This window comes from Streptomyces sp. NPDC087901 (assembly GCF_044742205.1).
Taxonomy (GTDB): Bacteria; Actinomycetota; Actinomycetes; order Streptomycetales; family Streptomycetaceae; genus Streptomyces.
The window spans coordinates 1,247,226-1,262,673 of sequence record NZ_JBIUUC010000001.1; the positions used below are offsets into that span (position 1 = coordinate 1,247,226).

Genomic DNA, 15,448 nt, shown 5'->3' on the forward strand with positions numbered 1-15,448 from the left:
TTCCGGCTTCCGACGACCGGCTTCGGACGTCCGGCATCCGGTGCCGCCGGAGTCAGCCCGACTTCGGCGGCTTCTGCGCGTCGAAGGCGAAGAGCGTGTTGTCGGCCGCGGCCACGATCACCGCACGCCCCGCGACGGTCACGCGTGGGCTTGCGCCCTGTTCGCCCGTCAGACCCTCGGCCTGCGGATCTGTCGTCCACAGGGGCTTCCCGTCGCGCGGCGACAGGGCGACCACCCGGCCGGTGGCCGAGCTGAAGTACAGTGCGTCGTCTCCCGCCGCGGGGCCCGAAGCACCCTCCACGGACGTCTGCCGCGACCACTTCTGCCGGCCGGTCGCGGGGTCGATCGCCGTGACGAGGCCGGTCTGCCCGCTCACGTAGACGGTGCCGTTCACCATGCCGGGCGTTCCCGTGTACGTCTTGGCCAGCCGGGAGTACGTGACTTTCGGAGAGTTCGGGTCGACCCGCGCCACCGCGTCGTAGCCGACCGACGCCGGTCCCTCCAGGTGTTCCTTCAGGAGTACGAGGCCGCCGTCGTCGACGCCCACGGGTACGGCAGGGCCGTCAACGGCGAGTGGGCTGCCCAGCGCCCCCGAGGCGCGGTCGACCGTGAACAAGGTGGGGTGGCGTACCTCCGAGGCATTCAGCTCCGCGTTCTGCGCGCACATCGCGAAGAGCCGCGAACCCGCCGGGACGGCGGCGCACCGCGTGTCCGCGGGGAACGGCGTCGTCCAGGCGGTCTTGCCGCTGTGCGCGTCCCGGGCTTCGAAGCGGGAGTTGGAGGCGTCGACCGTCACGACGGCGGTGCCGGCCACCACGGCGTCCTGGGTCCGGCCCGTGACGGCCGTCGACTGGGAGCCGGACGCCACGGACCACAGCTCCCGGCCGGTGTCCGCGTCGAGGGCCACCACCTCGCTGGGAGGTCCCTGCGGGTCGTTCTCGGCGGCGAAGCGGTAACCGAGCACCGTGTCGTCGGTGGCGCCCACCAGGTGCATGCCCTGGACGGGGACGCCCAGGCTTTTCGCCGTCCACACCCGCGAGCCGTCCTGCGGCCTGACCCGGGTCGCGATGACACCGCCGCCCCCGCAGAACAGCGCGTCGCCCGGGGCGACGCACCGCAGCTCGTCGGAGATGTCCGCACGGCCGCCCTGCACAGTCGTGCGCCACGGGCCGAAACCGGCCGGAAGCGCGGCAGCCGGAGCTGCGACGCTCTTGCCCTCGTCGCCGTTTCCCCCGGAGCCGCCCGCCTTCAGCGCGGCCGCCCCGCCGCCGATCGCCGCCACGGCGACCGCGGCCGCGAGCACGGGACGCCAGCGGCGGCGCAGCCGGCGGCCGATGGAGGTGTCGGTGCTCCCGGCACCGGGGGCACCGATGGCCGGGCCGGCCGGCGTCACGAGGTGATGGTGGGTGTTCATGTCGCGGGTACGGCCCGCTCCGGCCCCGTCCGCGCCGGTTCCGCCGAGATCGGCCGGCAGATCCCGCAGCAGCACGAGGAGTTCGTCCGCCGAGGGGCGGCCCTCGGGTTCCTTGGCCAGGCACGACTCGACGACCGCGCGCAGAGCCATCGGAACGGCATCCAGCGACGGCTCCTCGTGCACCACCTGATACGCCGTCATGTACGGGCTGTCAGCGTCGAAGGGCCCGTGGCCCGTCGCCGTGTACACCAGCAGTGTCCCCAGCGAGAAGACATCGGACCGGGGCCCCACACCGCGCGGAGCCTGCAACTGTTCCGGCGACATGAAGGGCGGCGTGCCGATGACCCGACCCGTCATCGTCAGCGTCTGCTGGTCCGCGGCGCGCGAAATGCCGAAGTCGATGACGCGCGGGCCCTCGGGCGAGAGCACGACGTTCGAGGGCTTCAGGTCACGGTGGACGACCCCCACCCGGTGGATGTCGCGCAGCGCCTCTGCCAGCCCGATGGCGAGCCTCCGCAGCTCCGCCCCGTTCAACGGGCCTTCCGCGGCGATGTGCTGGGCGAGCGTGGGCCCTTCGATATAGGTCGTGGCCATCCACGGCTGCTCGGCCTCAGGGGCGGCGTCGACCACAGCGGCGGTGAACGCGCCGCTCACCCGCCTCGCCGCCGCCACCTCCTGGCGGAAGCGGATGCGGAACTCGTCGTCCCCCGCGAACTGTTGGTGGATCAGCTTGATCGCGACAGGTCTTCCCGAGCTCGTACGGGCCAGGAAGACCGTGCCCATGCCACCCGAGCCCAGCCGTGCCTCAAGCGGATAACCGCCGATCTCGGCTGGATCACCTCCGCGCAGCGACACTCTTCCCGACCTCCCGTCCCCCGTGAACCTCTGTCATCACGGGCCCGCGTACCTGTTCCTGCACACAAACTAGCCGCACGGCGGTACCGCAGAGCAAAGCGGGGGACGCACAGGCGCCCGCCGGCGCCGCCCGGGGCCGTGCGGCGACCGGGCGCATCCGCAAGGGCGTGCTCCCGGCTCCCGCCCTGCGGATGCCGCGTCAGGCCGAGTACTGCGGCGGCATCGCGGCGGCCTCGGCGAGGACCGGGCCCAGGTTCTCGGTGCGGATCCGGCGGTCGACGTACAGCAGTCCTGCCACCAGCGGCGGGAAGGTGGCCACGACCATCTGGCTGACCAGCTGGCCGACGAGTATCGACACCACGTAGCCGCTCATCGCGACGATGACCGAGGCCGGATTCGGGTCGTCGCCCAGATTCATCGAACCGAGGACGCCGGAGAACATGCCGAGGAACGAGAACGGTATCTGGATCAGATAGCTCGCGACCATCGCGATGGCGCCGGCCAGCAGAGTGATCCCGAAGATCCGCCACCAGTCCCCGCGCACCAGCCTGGACGAGCGGCGCATCGCCGCGATCGGGCCCTGGTTCTCGAAGACGACGGCCGAGGGGGCCAGACTGAACTTCACCCAGAGCCAGGTCGCCAGCGGGGCCGTCGCCAGGGCGCCCACTACGCCGATCAGGATCGCGACGACCGGTCCGCTGCCGCCGTCCATGCTGAGCATGCCGATCACGAAGGCCAGGAAGCCGGCCCAGGCCAGCAGCAGCGGGACCAGCGCGATCAGCCAGGTCAGCAGGACCGTCCCGATCACGGCGGGCATCCGCGCCCAGGCACGTCGCCAGACGGCGGAGAACGTGGCCGGGCGGCCCAGGACCGCCTCCTGGAGGACCGCCGGCACGGCCGTGTACATCATGGCCGTGGAGATCACGGCGGCGATCAGGCCCACCACCGCGACCGAGCCGAACGCGATGACCAGCGGGACCCAGTCCTCCGTACGGGGGTTCTCGTCGGAACCGAGCGAAAGCACCCGGTCCAGATGGTCCGCGACGGCGGAGTACGCGATCACGGCGGACACCACCACCACGGCCAGCGCCCCGCCGTACGCGGCAGCGCCGACGCCGAGCAACTGCTTGCCGTAACGGCCAAAGGTGGCGAACGCACCGCCCAGGACGTCCCCGAGCCGCAGCGGGCCCAGAGGTATCACTCCGGGCTTCGGGAACATCCAGCCGCCGCCCCAGCCGGGCGGCCCCCCAGGTCCCCCGTACGGCGCGCCCTCGTAGGCACCGCCACCCCACCCCGCGTCCTGCGCCACTGCTGCTCCGTCGGTCAGTCGATCATGAACTGGCATGTACTGGACGGACCACGGTAGCGCCCCCGGGGCTGTCCCGGCCCCGGGCCTCCCGCACCGGCGATGCGTACACTCGTACACATGGGATACGGACTGCTGGCCGCGGCCATAGCGGCGGAGGTCGCCGGGACGACCGCCATGAAGTACAGCGAGGGATTCACCAGGCTGTGGCCCTCGTTGATCACCGTCGTCGGATACCTGCTCGCCTTCTCGCTGCTCGCGCAGACGCTCAAGACGATGTCGATGGGGACGGCATACGCGATCTGGGCCGGGATCGGCACCGCCGCCGTCGCCGTCATCGGCATGCTGTTCATGGGGGAGTCCGGCAGCCCGGTCAAGGCGGCGGGCATCGCCCTGGTCATCGCGGGTGTGGTGGTCCTCAATCTGGGCGGAGCCCACTGATGGCGCGACGGTACGACCCCGAGCGGCGCGAGCGGATCATCGACGCGGCGATCCGGGTCGTCGGCGCCAGGGGGATCGCCGGGCTCAGCCACCGCTCCGTCGCCGCCGAGGCCGATGTGCCGCTCGGCTCGACGACGTACCACTTCGCCTCGCTCGACGAACTGCTGATCGCCGCCCTGCGCCGGTCGAACGAGAACTTCGCCACGCTCATGCGCAAGAGCCGGGCACTCGCCGACCCGGCCGCCGATCTCGCCACCGAACTGGCCCGGCTGCTCGGGGAGTTCTTCGGCGCCGGCCGCGGCCGGGCGGAGCTTGAGTACGAGCTCTACCTCGCCGCCCTGCGCCGGCCCGCGCTGCGCCCGGTCGCCGCCGAGTGGACCGACGACACCGCCGCACTCCTGGCGCCGCGCACCGGCCCGGCGACGGCGCGTGCGCTGATCGCGCTGATGGACGGGATCTGTCTGCAGGTCCTCCTCACCGGCGGGGTCTATGACGAGGCGTATGCACGGGAGATGCTGGGCCGGATCAGCAGCTGATCCCGTCCCTGCGGCCCCGTCCGTGCACCCGGAAGGCCGCTCCGGGCAACAGCGGATGACACGCCGCGTGCGGACGGCCGGTCCGGCCCCGGCGGCGCGGTCGTGGCCACGCCCGGACGCTGAGACCGGTTGGCCCGGGCCGCCCCCGGCCGGTTAGGTTCTGGTCATGACCGACACGACTTCCCCCCGTACCACCGGCGCCGTCGCCGCCGGCCTCGCCACCATCGCCGGCGACGGTTCCGTTCTCGACACCTGGTTCCCCGCGCCCGAGCTCACCGCCGAGCCCGGACCGGCCGGTACCGAGCGGCTCACCCCCGACCGTGCCGTCAACCTGCTGGGCGAGGGCGCTGCCAAGGCCATCGGCGTGGACGCCCGCCGCGGGGTCGAGGTCGTCGCCGTCCGCACGGTCATCGCCTCGCTCGACGACAAGCCGCTCGACGCGCACGACGCGTACCTGCGCCTGCACCTGCTCTCGCACCGCCTCGTCCAGCCGCACGGGCAGAACCTCGACGGCGTCTTCGGCCTCCTCACCAACGTGGCCTGGACCTCGCTCGGCCCGGTCGCCGTCGACGACCTGGAGAAGGTGCGGCTGAACGCCCGCGCCGAGGGCCTGCACCTCCAGGTCACCTCGGTCGACAAGTTCCCGCGCATGACGGACTACGTCGCGCCGAAGGGCGTCCGGATCGCCGACGCCGACCGGGTGCGGCTCGGCGCGCACCTCGCGGCCGGCACCACCGTCATGCACGAGGGCTTCGTCAACTTCAACGCGGGCACCCTCGGCACCTCCATGGTCGAGGGCCGGATCTCCGCCGGCGTCGTCGTCGGGGACGGCTCGGACATCGGCGGCGGCGCCTCCACCATGGGCACGCTCTCCGGCGGCGGCAAGGAGCGCATCGTGATCGGCGAGCGCTGCCTGGTCGGCGCGGAGGCCGGGGTCGGGATCGCGCTCGGCGACGAGTGCGTCGTCGAGGCCGGTCTGTACGTCACTGCCGGCACCCGCGTCACCCTGCCGGACGGTCAGGTCGTCAAGGCCCGCGAGCTCTCCGGCGCCTCGAACATCCTCTTCCGCCGCAACTCGGTGAGCGGTGCCGTCGAGGCCCGCCCGAACAACGCGGTCTGGGGCGGCCTCAACGACGTCCTGCACAACAACGACTGAACGACTGAGGGCTGTCCCGCCAGCAATTGCGGGACAGTCTTACGACCTCGTGCGCGATAGGAACCGTCGCTGCGTCCGTGCAGGTCAACGGCTCGGGCGCCGCGACGACGCAAGCCGCCGGCCAGCGGTGACGCCCATCGGCGCACGAGGCCCGTCAGCAGGCGGCGAGCAGTTCCGCGTACGCCTTCCGCAGCCCGTCGGACGCCTCGCGCCCGGCGGGCTGCAGCGGTTCCCGGACCGGGCCCGCGTCCAGCAGTGCCTTCGCCGTCACCGTGCCCGGCAGCCCGGACGCCATCATCAGCTCCGTGATCGGGGCCAGGAGCCCGTTCAGCCGCGCGGCCCCGGCGGTGTCCCCGGCGTCGAAGGCGTCCAGCACGGCCCGCAGGGGGCGTGGCGCCACATTGGCGACCGTGCTGACGTAACCCGCGCCGCCCACCGCGTACAGCGGCAGATTGAGCTCCTCGCAGCCCGAGTAGTACGCGAGCCCGGTGGCGGTGATCACCTTCGTCGCACCGAGCAGGTCGTACGAACAGTCCTTCACCGCCACGATGCGCGGGTGCTCCGCCAGCCTCAGCATCGTCTCCGGCTCGATGCGGGTGCCGGTGCGGCCGGGGATGTCGTACAGCATCAGCGGAAGGCCGGCCGAATCGGCGACGCGCAGGAAGTGCGCCTCGACGGCGGCCTGCGGGGGGCGGCTGTAGTAAGGGGTGACGACCAGCAGGCCGTCGGCGCCGGCCTGCTCCGCCTGTCTGCCCAGTTCCACGGTGTGCCGTGTGTCAGCGGTTCCGACGCCCGCGACCAGCGACACGTCCGGGCCGACCGCCTCCCGCACCGCACGTACCAGGGCCGCCTTCTCGGCGTCGGAGGTGGTCGGGGACTCGCCGGTGGTGCCGCTGAGCACCAGACCGTCGCAGCCGCCGGCGACCAGCGTCGCGGCGTGCGCGGCGGCAGCGTCCGGATCCAGGCCGCCGGCGGTGGTGAACGGCGTGACCATGGCGCAGAGGGTGCGGCCGAAGGGACGGGGGCGGGAGGACGGGAGCGGCGTCATGTCCGAAGTGTCGGCCCGTGGGACCGTGAAGGTCCACTTAGTTCTTCTCCGGGTGAAGGTGAAGCAGCGCTCAACTGTTGAAGGGGCGGCTCGCGGTGAGGCCCGGCGAGATGGAGAAGCGGTGGGCGCCCGCACGGCGCTTGCCGCTGGTCAGCGCCACCACTCACCCGCGCTGCCGCGCCCGCCGGACGGTCCGCCCGCGAAGGCGGCGGTGCGGCGGGGGCGGGGCGGCGCGCTCAGCGCCGGGACATGTACAGGCCGAACGCCTTGTGCAGCAGCTTGCCGACCGGGTAGTCCCACTCGCCGATGTACTCGGCGGCCCGCCCCCCGGTGCCCGCCTTGAACCGCAGCAGGCCCAGCAGATGGTTGCCCTCGTCGAGGGTGTCCGTGATGCCGCGCAGGTCGTAGACGGCGGCACCCCGCTCGTGCGCGTCGCTCATCATCCGCCACTGGATCGCGTTGTTGGGCTGCACCTCGCGCCGGCGGCTCGTCGAGGCACCGTACGAGTACCAGACATGGGTCCCGACGGTCAGCATCGTCGCCGCCGAGAGCACCTCTCCGTCGTGGTGGGCGAGATAGAGCCGCATCCGGTCCGGGTCCTCGGCCCGCAGCGCGGTCCACATGCGCTGGAAGTAGCCGAGCGGCCGGGGGATGAAGCGGTCGCGTTCGGCGGTCTCCCGGTACAGCTCGTAGAAGACCGGAAGGTCGTCGAGGCCGCCCTCGACGACCTTCACGCCCGCCTTCTCCGCCTTCTTGATGTTGCGCCGCCACTGCTGGTTCAGCCCGCCCCGGATCTCCTCCAGCGACCGCCCGGCGAACGGCACCTGGAACACGTACCGGGGCTGCCCGGCGCTGAAGCCGTCAGCGTCCCCGTCCGCGCCCTGCTGCCAGCCCAGCCGGCGCAACTGCTCCACGACCTCGGCGGCCCGGGGCTCGGTCACATCCGCCTCGACGTCGCGCAGCCGGCCCGCGGCCGCGTCCGCGATCGCGTCCTTGACCGTCGGCGCCTCCCAGCGGCGGGCGATCACCGGCGGGCCCATCCGTACCGTGAACGCGCCCCGGGCCTTGGCGTGGGCCACCAGCGGATCCAGCCAGGGGCGCAGCTCGCCCTCGTGCCACGGGATGACCGGACCCTCCGGCAGATAGGCCAGATACCGCTTCAGCCGGGGGACCGGGCGGTACAACACCAGTCCGGCACCGACGATCCGCCCGCCGTCGTCGAACCAGCCGATGCTCTCCGCACGCCAGTCGGGCTTCACCTCGCCCCACGAGGGGACCTGCATATGGCTGGCGGCGTCGCGGCCGGCGACGAACGCCAGATGCTGTTCGCGCGTGATCTCCTCGACCCGCAGCGTCATGCGGTACTCCGTTCGTAGTCCGATTCGTCAGCGTAGCGAGGGGGACGCGGGCCGCGGTTGACCTCAAGCGTGCTTGACGTATCAGGGTGGCTGTCACGGACGCACCGCAAGGGTGCGCCGGTGAGGGGAGCAGTCATGACAGTGGAGTTCGTGTCCCGGCCCGATGTCACCCGAGCGGATGCGGGGCTCGTCAAGGTCAGCACCTGGGACGTCGGCACGCCGGAACGCCGACAGCAGGCCGTCGGGGCCATCCGCTCCGCGTGGGGGGCCAGGCGCTGGCCGCACCCGGGGCTGCTCTCGTACAGCGTGTACACGGGAGAGGACGGCAGGACGCTCCTCCACTACTCGCAGTGGACCGGCGAGGAGAGCTATCAGGCCTTCGTCGGGGACGGCCGCGACGAGCGCAACGCCGAGATCGACGCCGCCGTGCCGGGCATCGAGCGGCTCGGACCGCACACCTACGAGCTCTACCGCTCGTCGTCGCCCGGCAGCCGGGAGCCCGGCTGCGTCGTGGTGGTCGACGTCGAGTTCGAAGGGGCGGACAGGGCCCGCCAACGCGACTGGGTGGACGGCGTGTTCGAAGCGCTGGGGACGGACCCGGCCCCCGCGCCCGGCGGGCTCGCCGGCCACTTCCATGTGAGCACCGACGGGACCCGGGTGCTCAACTACGCGGAGTGGGTGAGCGCCCAGGCCCACATCGACGCACTGGCCGCGCCCGGGGACGGCATCGGATCGCGGACGCCGCAGTGGGAACGGGTGCAGACCTACCCGGGCGTCACCGGCGGCGGTGTGCGCCGCTACGCCCCCGTGCTCAGCCTGCGGCCGGGCGAGGGCGGGTGACGGGGACCTTCCGGGGCGGCAATCCCCAGGGTACGGAGATGAGTTGTCCGGGTCCTTTCGGTGACCCGCCTCCTTCTCTTCCGTGCACCGGGCGGCACCGGGCGAAATACGTCTAGGCTTGGGACGCCTGACCCCGTACTCGCCCGGAGCCGTGGCCCCGGCGACGTGTACACCCGCACGTTTTCGAGGAGAACCCCCTGATGTCCGCAGAGCGCCCCACCCTGCCGCCGGTACGGCTGCACACCGAGGCGGAGCTGGCACGGGACGCGCTTGCCGCGCCGCTGCTCGCCCGCGCCGTCCGGCTCGCCCGCTGGGCCGGGCCGGACACGCGGGTCGGCGCGGGTGGCGAGCTCGTCGACGCGCAGCTGCCCGCGGCGGCCGAGCACCTGGGCCTTGTCGCGGACGAGGACGGTGCTGCGGAGGCCAGCGAGGCCTGGCGGCTCGCGGTCGACACCGGCCTGGTCGAGATCGAGGACCCGGAGACGGATGAGGACGCGGATCCCGACGCGCACAGCCACGACGGCGACGACGGCCACGACGGCGACGCGGAGGGAACCGTCACCGCGGGAGAGAACCTGGCCCTGCTGACAGGCGGTTCTCCGCAGGACGTTCTGACGATCTGGCTCGACGGCCTGGAGGCCGCCCACGCCGACGCCACCGCCCCGGTCTTCGACGACTTCGCCGACCTCGTCGGTGAGGACGGGTCGGTCGACTTCGACGCGCTGGACTGGGATCCGGAGACCGAGGCCGAATTCCTCGACGGGGTGCTCGGCAACCTCTATCTGATCACGGTCGGCGAGGGTGCGGGCGACGAGCCCGTGCCGCTGCCCGCGCTGGCCGCCTCGATGATCGTCCCTGACGACATGGGCGAGCCGACCGACGACATCCTGGAACAGGTGTCCGACGCGATGATGCGCCTCGACGACCAGTTCCGGGTCCTCGAACCCATCGGCATCGTCGAATACCACCCGGTGGACGAGGCCTTGCTGGCCGAGGAGGGCGAGGAGGCCGTGCCGCCCGCCGACGACGACGACGTCACCCGGTACGGCATGGTGAAGCTGACCCCCCTCGGCCTCTACGGCATCCGGGCCCGGATGCTGGACGCCGGTGTGGACGCCCCGGCCGTCGGCGACCTGGCGGACAAGGGCGCCGACGTGCTGCTCGGCGGCATCGCGTACTACCCCGAGGAGGCGGCCCGCGGCGAGATCGAGCTGTGGCTCGCGCGGCACGGCGCCGACGGGGCGGCCGGTGAACTCCTGGACGCCGCACGTGGCGAGGACCCGCAGGCACCGCTGCGCCGGCTGCACTGCCAGCAGGCGCTCGCCCTGGTCGGCGCGGAGGCCGAACCCGCGGTGCGCGCGGTGCTGGGCGACCCCGAACTGGGCGGACTCGCCCGGGTCTGGCTCGCCGAGCGGGGCGCCGCCGACGTGCCGGCACCCTCGGAGGCGATGATCTTCTGGCTCGCCATCGACACGATCGCGGCCCAGCTGGAGGCGGACGGCGATCTGGACGAGCTCCAGGGCCTGGTCGAGGGGTTGTCCGGCCAGCACAGCGGCTTCTTCGACGAGGCGTGGCGGGTGGACCACCCGGCGACGGCGGACGTCCTGGAAGCGATGGGGCGGCTGCACAGCGACAAGAAGCAGGCGAAGGCCGCCCGCAAGGCCGCCTTCAAGGCCCGGTCGCGGAGCGGCTCCGGCAACTGAGCCGGCGGCGGCGAGGAAGTTCACGCAACGGAATCCCTCGAAGTCGTCGTCAGTTCAACTGGTGTTGGCGCAGGGGCGGGACGGTGATCCCGCAACCAACCCGCCCCAGCTGCACCAGGAGTACGTGATGGCCTTCACGCGCAGGGAATTCACCAGACAGTCCGCCCTCACCGGTGCCGGCATCGCCCTCACCGGAACCGTCGCCGCGCTGGCCACCGCACCCGGCGCCCTCGCCGCCGAGGACTCCAAGCACGGCCACGACGACCACGGCCACGGTCACGACGGACACGGACACGGACACGGACACGGGCACAGCCACGAGCCCGGCTACGGGCCGCTGCTCCCCGACCCGAAGGGCATACTCGCGCTGCCCGCCGGCTTCTCGTACAAGGTCATCACCCACAGTGGCGTCACCAAGCTGGAGACCGGCGAGTACACCCCCTCCAACCACGACGGCACGGCCGCCTTCGAGGGTGCGCGCGGCGTGACCCTGCTGGTGAACAACCACGAGCTGAGCGGCACCCGCGCGGGCTGGGAGCACCCCGTTCCGCTCACCGACGGCCTCGTCTACGACCCGGTCGCCGCCGGCGGCTGCACCGTCGTGGAGACCCGCCGCGACGGCCGCACCGCCGAATGGGTCGGCATCGCCGGCACCTCCACCAACTGCGCCGGCGGCTCCACCCCGTGGGGCACCTGGCTGACCTGCGAGGAGACCGAGGACAAGGCCGGGAAGAACGGCCTGCTCAAGGATCACGGCTACGTCTTCGAGGTCGACCCCTCCGACCGGCGCGCCAACCGCGACCCGCGCCCGATCAAGGCTTTCGGCCGCTACGCCCACGAGGCCGTCGTCATCGACCCCAAGCACGGTCACGCCTACCTCACCGAGGACGCGTCCGGCCCCAACGGACTGCTCTACCGCTGGGTCCCGCCGCACGGCTTCAAGCACGGGCGCGGCAAGCTCCGCACGCTCGCCGACGACGCCGGTGTCCTGCAGGCCACCAAGTGCTTCGACAAGAGCGGAAAGTTCGTCGACGACCTCTCGCGTGCCACGAAGATCGGTACCGTGTACGGCGTGGACTGGGTCGACGTGCCCGACCGTGACGCCAAGACCGTCTCGGTGCGCAAGCAGTTCGGCGACACGGACGTCACCCGCGCCCGCAAGCTCGAAGGCATGTGGTGGGGAGACGGCGGCGCCTACATCGTCTCCTCGTTCGCCCGTGGCGAGAGCCCCGTACAGCACGACGGCCAGGTCTGGTTCTACGACCCGAAGCGCCGCACGCTGACGCTGAAGGTGCTTCTCGGCGTCAACGCCGACCCGTCCAAGGACGGCGCCTTCGACGGCCCGGACAACATCACCGTCTCGCCCTACGGCGGCCTGGTCATCTCCGAGGACGGCGAGGGCATCCAGCACCTCTTCGGGGCGACCGAGAGCGGCCGTACCTACCCCATCGCGCGCAACGAGCTGAACGCCGGCACGGAGGCCGAGCCGGAGTACAGCGAGTTCACCGGCGTGACCTTCTCGCCCGACGGCAAGACGCTCTTCGCCAACATCCAGACGCCCGGCATCATGCTGGCCATCACCGGCCCGTGGAAGCGCCACTCGCGTCGGGAGCAGTAGAACCCCGCAGCGGAGCCCCTCAGCAGTGACCGGCCCGGTCCCCGGCGGTGGTGTCCGCCGCGGGCCGGGCCGGTCCTGTGCCCGGAAAGCCCGCCGGCCACGCCTCATGGGGAAGCGATAACCGCCACATCCGCGGCGGCCCCGCAGGCGCCGTGACACGGGCGGTGCCCTTGCCGGAAGCGGGGAGGGGCGGTGCACGGTCCCGGAACCGCTGATTACGAATCCGGCATCAGTGCGCCCCCAGGAGCGGTCGGGCATGGCGTCGGGCGTTTCCAGGGCGCATACTCAATGTAATGAAACAGTCAGCCGGATCCCGGCGTCACCTGCCTTCCAGTCCCTTCAACCGCCCGGCCCAGGCGGCCCCACCGGTCGAATTGTTCGATGTGGGCGACAGGGTGTCGCATGACCAGTTCGGACTCGGTCGAGTCCTTGCTGTCGAGGGCGACAACGACGCAGTGCTCATCGACTTCTCGGGGCGACAGGGGAGGATCCTGAGCCCGTACTCCAAGCTGACCAAGCTCTGAGAGAAGCGACGAGCACGCGCCGCGTACGCCGTATTTCTCTCGCCGACCGCCTTCAGGGGCACCCGCAGCCAGCCGGGTGCCCCTGAAGACGTTCCACCGGCCCCTCGGGGCCTGTCCGTCCTAGAGCGACTGGGCGGCGGGCTTGACCATGCCGCGGACGGTGCGCGACTTCACGAAGTCGCCCATCGCCGTCATCTCCCACTCGCCGGAGAACTGCTTGATCAGCTTTGCCATCATCACGCCGGTCTGCGGCTCTGCGCCGGTCAGGTCGAAGCGGACCAGCTCCTCGCCGGTGGCCGCGTCGATCAGCCGGCAGTAGGCCTTGGCCACCTCGGTGAACTTCTGGCCGGTGAACGAGTTCACCGTGAACACCAGACCGGTCGCCTCCGGGGGAATCCGGCCCAGGTCGACGACGATCACCTCGTCGTCGCCGGCGCCCTCGCCGGTGAGGTTGTCCCCTGAGTGCTTGATGGCGCCGTTCAGGATGGAGAGCTTGCCGAAGTAGCAGCTGTCCAGGTGGTTGCGGTTCGGGCCGTATGCAATCACCGAGGCGTCGAGGTCGATGTCCTTGCCGCGGAACGCGGGCTCCCAGCCCAGGCCCATCTTGACCTGGGAGAGCAGCGGGCGGCCGCCCTTGACCAGTGACACGGTCTGGTTCTTCTGCAGGCTGACCCGGCCCTTGTCGAGGTTGATCTTGCCGGAGGCCGGGGGAGCCGGCGGCGCGGCGGGCGGGGCCGGCGGCGCGGCCGGTGCCGGGGGAGCTGCGATTCGCGGGTCCACCGGCGCGGCGACCGGCGCCGGGGGTGCGACCGGGGCGGGGGCGGGGGCGGGCTCCTCGACCGAGACACCGAAGTCGGTGGCGATGCCGGCCAGCCCGTTGGCATAGCCCTGCCCGACAGCGCGGGCCTTCCAGGCGCCGCCCCGCCGGTAGACCTCGATGATCACGAGCGCGGTCTCGGAGCCCAGCTGCGGCGGGGTGAACGTGGCGAGCGGACTGCCGTCGTCCGCGTTGCGCACGGTGGCGGTGGGCTCGATGCCCTGGAAGGTCTGGCCCGCTCCGTCCGGGCTCGCCGTGACGACGATCTTCTCGATGCCGGGCGGCACCGCGGCGGTGTCCACCACGATCGCGTCGGGCGCGGTGCCGCCGCCGGAGCGGTAGGTCACACCCGGGCCCGCAGGCTGGTTGTAGAAGATGAAGTCGTCGTCTGAGCGCACCTTGCCGTCGGCGGTGAGCAGCAGGCCCGATACGTCGAGCCGCACGGGAGCGGCGACGTCCACCGTCACGCGGGCGGCGGAGAGGGGGATGTTCGAGCCGGGTGTCATAGCGGTCATGCACGAGGTAACGAATGACCCGGCTTTGCCGTTCCCTTACCTTCGGGCACCTTCGCCCGTACGGCGGCAGCGCAGGCTCTGCCCGGGTCTGAGAGTGGATGTCACCCTTCTCCGGGTGGCTGCCGCGGCCGCTCAGTACGGCCAGATCGGCGGGTTGGTGCAGAAGTGGCCGCCGAGGTGGGCGTGGTCCGGGTTGTCCGGGTCGAGCTCGCCCTGTTCGGCGATGAGCTTCGCCGCGTACTCCTCCGAGTCGTCCTGCGGTTCGTAGCCGAGGGACCGTGCCGTCGTCAGGTCCCACCACAGGCGGGTGTTGTCCGAGGAGCCGTGGATGACCGTGTGTCCCACGTTCTCGGCGGTGATCGCGGCATCGAAGAGCCGGGCGCCGTCGCTGGGGCTCATCCAGACGGACAGCATCCGTACGGATGTCGGCTCCGGGAAGCAGGAGCCGATGCGCACCGAAACGGTCTCCAGCCCGTGCCGGTCCCAGTAGAGCTGGGCGAGGTCCTCGCCGAAGGACTTGGAGAGACCGTAGAAGGTGTCCGGGCGGCGTGGGGTGCCGATGGGAATGAGCGGGTCGCCGGGGAGCGGCCGGGGGGTGAAGCCGACGGCGTGGTTGGAGGACGCGAAGACGATCCGGCGCACGCCCTCCGCGAGGGCGGCCTCGTAGAGGTTGTAGGTGCCCTCGATGTTCGCTCTGAGGATCTTGTCGAAGGAGGCTTCCAGGGAGATGCCCGCAAGGTGGATGATCGCGTCGACACCCCGCACGGCCTCGCGCAGTGCCTCCTTGTCGCCGAGGTCGGCGGTGATCGCGTCCGGCTCGCCCTCGATGGGGAACATGTCGAACAGGCGGAGCTCGTAACCGTGGGCGGGCAGCAGTCCGCGCATCAGGGTGCCGAGACCGCCGGCGGCGCCGGTGAGCAGGACGGTGCGGGGAGCGGACATACGCGGATCTCCTCGGTGCGGGGGCGAGCGCGCGCTCGCTAGATGCATGGGCGGCATTCACATGCGTGGACAAGTTACGGAGCGTGTGCGGTTGCGTCAAGGGGGTGTTGCTCGCCCCGGTCCGGGGCGCGGGTTCTGTCCTCAAGCGCCGGACGGGCTTGATTGGGTGTGGCTCGCTCCGCGGGGGTGCGGCTGGTCCAGGGTGCGGGGTTCCGTCCTCAATCGCCGGACGGGCTTGGTTGGGTGCGGGTGCTCCGCGTGGGAGGGGGTGCGCCTTGTTCGGTGGGTGGGGGTGTGGCCCCTCCGGGGCGTCTCCTCAGAAATGGCGTGTGCACCCGGGACCGTGATGAACCCGGGTCGTACGCCATTTCCTGC

The 15,448-nt window shown here is 71.7% G+C and carries 13 protein-coding genes; 7 read left to right on the forward strand and 6 right to left on the reverse strand.

What is annotated here, in order from left to right:
- Positions 1–52: 52 nt before the first annotated feature.
- Both ACIOEW_RS05520 and ACIOEW_RS05525 read right to left on the reverse strand, forming a co-directional pair.
- Positions 53–2,269, reverse strand: a complete 2,217-nt coding sequence (locus ACIOEW_RS05520) for a protein kinase (protein WP_401961439.1) — start codon at positions 2,267–2,269, stop codon at positions 53–55.
- Between the two features lie 199 nt (positions 2,270–2,468).
- Positions 2,469–3,488, reverse strand: coding sequence for a hypothetical protein (locus ACIOEW_RS05525; protein WP_401961575.1), 1,020 nt, complete (start codon positions 3,486–3,488; stop codon positions 2,469–2,471).
- A gap of 207 nt (positions 3,489–3,695) precedes the next feature.
- On the opposite strand from ACIOEW_RS05525, the gene ACIOEW_RS05530 reads away from it, so the two are divergent.
- From ACIOEW_RS05530 to dapD, 3 genes are all read left to right on the forward strand, one after another.
- Entirely contained in the window at positions 3,696–4,016 is a 321-nt protein-coding gene (locus tag ACIOEW_RS05530) for a multidrug efflux SMR transporter (protein WP_148015904.1), read from the forward strand.
- Entirely contained in the window at positions 4,016–4,552 is a 537-nt protein-coding gene (locus tag ACIOEW_RS05535; RefSeq protein WP_362546787.1) for a TetR family transcriptional regulator, read from the forward strand. Before ACIOEW_RS05530 ends, ACIOEW_RS05535 begins: the two co-directional genes overlap by 1 nt.
- A 166-nt stretch (positions 4,553–4,718) precedes the next feature.
- Positions 4,719–5,708 (forward strand): 2,3,4,5-tetrahydropyridine-2,6-dicarboxylate N-succinyltransferase, encoded by a 990-nt coding sequence (gene dapD, locus ACIOEW_RS05540; RefSeq protein ID WP_362546790.1) that lies wholly within the window; start codon positions 4,719–4,721, stop codon positions 5,706–5,708.
- A gap of 154 nt (positions 5,709–5,862) precedes the next feature.
- Here the strand turns inward: dapD and dapA are convergent, their stop codons facing one another.
- Both dapA and ACIOEW_RS05550 read right to left on the reverse strand, forming a co-directional pair.
- Positions 5,863–6,756: a 4-hydroxy-tetrahydrodipicolinate synthase gene (gene dapA, locus ACIOEW_RS05545; protein WP_401961443.1), complete on the reverse strand. Its 894-nt coding sequence runs from the start codon at positions 6,754–6,756 to the stop codon at positions 5,863–5,865.
- Between the two features lie 236 nt (positions 6,757–6,992).
- On the reverse strand, positions 6,993–8,114 hold the full coding sequence (locus ACIOEW_RS05550; RefSeq protein WP_401961445.1) for a lipid II:glycine glycyltransferase FemX: 1,122 nt from the start codon (positions 8,112–8,114) through the stop codon (positions 6,993–6,995).
- 135 nt (positions 8,115–8,249) lie between these two features.
- On the opposite strand from ACIOEW_RS05550, the gene ACIOEW_RS05555 reads away from it, so the two are divergent.
- From ACIOEW_RS05555 to ACIOEW_RS05570, 4 genes are all read left to right on the forward strand, one after another.
- On the forward strand, positions 8,250–8,954 hold the full coding sequence (locus tag ACIOEW_RS05555; RefSeq protein WP_401961447.1) for an antibiotic biosynthesis monooxygenase: 705 nt from the start codon (positions 8,250–8,252) through the stop codon (positions 8,952–8,954).
- A gap of 200 nt (positions 8,955–9,154) precedes the next feature.
- The gene (locus ACIOEW_RS05560; protein WP_401961450.1) at positions 9,155–10,657 is read left to right on the forward strand and encodes a hypothetical protein; all 1,503 of its coding nucleotides are present in this window, start codon (positions 9,155–9,157) and stop codon (positions 10,655–10,657) included.
- 127 nt (positions 10,658–10,784) lie between these two features.
- Positions 10,785–12,275: an alkaline phosphatase PhoX gene (locus ACIOEW_RS05565; protein ID WP_401961452.1), complete on the forward strand. Its 1,491-nt coding sequence runs from the start codon at positions 10,785–10,787 to the stop codon at positions 12,273–12,275.
- A 293-nt stretch (positions 12,276–12,568) separates the two neighbouring features.
- On the forward strand, positions 12,569–12,799 hold the full coding sequence (locus tag ACIOEW_RS05570; protein WP_037711258.1) for a hypothetical protein: 231 nt from the start codon (positions 12,569–12,571) through the stop codon (positions 12,797–12,799).
- Between the two features lie 120 nt (positions 12,800–12,919).
- On the opposite strand, the gene ACIOEW_RS05575 is transcribed toward ACIOEW_RS05570, so the two are convergent.
- Both ACIOEW_RS05575 and ACIOEW_RS05580 read right to left on the reverse strand, forming a co-directional pair.
- Complete coding sequence (locus ACIOEW_RS05575; RefSeq protein ID WP_401961454.1) at positions 12,920–14,131, reverse strand: TerD family protein; 1,212 nt, start codon at positions 14,129–14,131, stop codon at positions 12,920–12,922.
- Positions 14,132–14,263: 132 nt separating this feature from the next.
- Positions 14,264–15,073 (reverse strand): NAD(P)-dependent oxidoreductase, encoded by an 810-nt coding sequence (locus tag ACIOEW_RS05580; RefSeq protein ID WP_362546809.1) that lies wholly within the window; start codon positions 15,071–15,073, stop codon positions 14,264–14,266.
- Between the last annotated feature and the right edge of the window lie 375 nt (positions 15,074–15,448).

What these genes read in the sequence shown, in the direction of transcription:
- ACIOEW_RS05525 (WP_401961575.1), bottom strand. Translation starts at nt 3,488, where the DNA reads ATGTTCCCGAAGCCCGGAGTGATACCTCTGGGCCCGCTGCGGCTCGGG.
- ACIOEW_RS05530 (WP_148015904.1), top strand. Translation starts at nt 3,696, where the DNA reads ATGGGATACGGACTGCTGGCCGCGGCCATAGCGGCGGAGGTCGCCGGG.
- ACIOEW_RS05535 (WP_362546787.1), top strand. Translation starts at nt 4,016, where the DNA reads ATGGCGCGACGGTACGACCCCGAGCGGCGCGAGCGGATCATCGACGCG.
- dapD (WP_362546790.1), top strand. Translation starts at nt 4,719, where the DNA reads ATGACCGACACGACTTCCCCCCGTACCACCGGCGCCGTCGCCGCCGGC.
- dapA (WP_401961443.1), bottom strand. Translation starts at nt 6,756, where the DNA reads ATGACGCCGCTCCCGTCCTCCCGCCCCCGTCCCTTCGGCCGCACCCTC.
- ACIOEW_RS05550 (WP_401961445.1), bottom strand. Translation starts at nt 8,114, where the DNA reads ATGACGCTGCGGGTCGAGGAGATCACGCGCGAACAGCATCTGGCGTTC.
- ACIOEW_RS05555 (WP_401961447.1), top strand. Translation starts at nt 8,250, where the DNA reads ATGACAGTGGAGTTCGTGTCCCGGCCCGATGTCACCCGAGCGGATGCG.
- ACIOEW_RS05560 (WP_401961450.1), top strand. Translation starts at nt 9,155, where the DNA reads ATGTCCGCAGAGCGCCCCACCCTGCCGCCGGTACGGCTGCACACCGAG.
- ACIOEW_RS05565 (WP_401961452.1), top strand. Translation starts at nt 10,785, where the DNA reads ATGGCCTTCACGCGCAGGGAATTCACCAGACAGTCCGCCCTCACCGGT.
- ACIOEW_RS05570 (WP_037711258.1), top strand. Translation starts at nt 12,569, where the DNA reads ATGAAACAGTCAGCCGGATCCCGGCGTCACCTGCCTTCCAGTCCCTTC.
- ACIOEW_RS05575 (WP_401961454.1), bottom strand. Translation starts at nt 14,131, where the DNA reads ATGACCGCTATGACACCCGGCTCGAACATCCCCCTCTCCGCCGCCCGC.
- ACIOEW_RS05580 (WP_362546809.1), bottom strand. Translation starts at nt 15,073, where the DNA reads ATGTCCGCTCCCCGCACCGTCCTGCTCACCGGCGCCGCCGGCGGTCTC.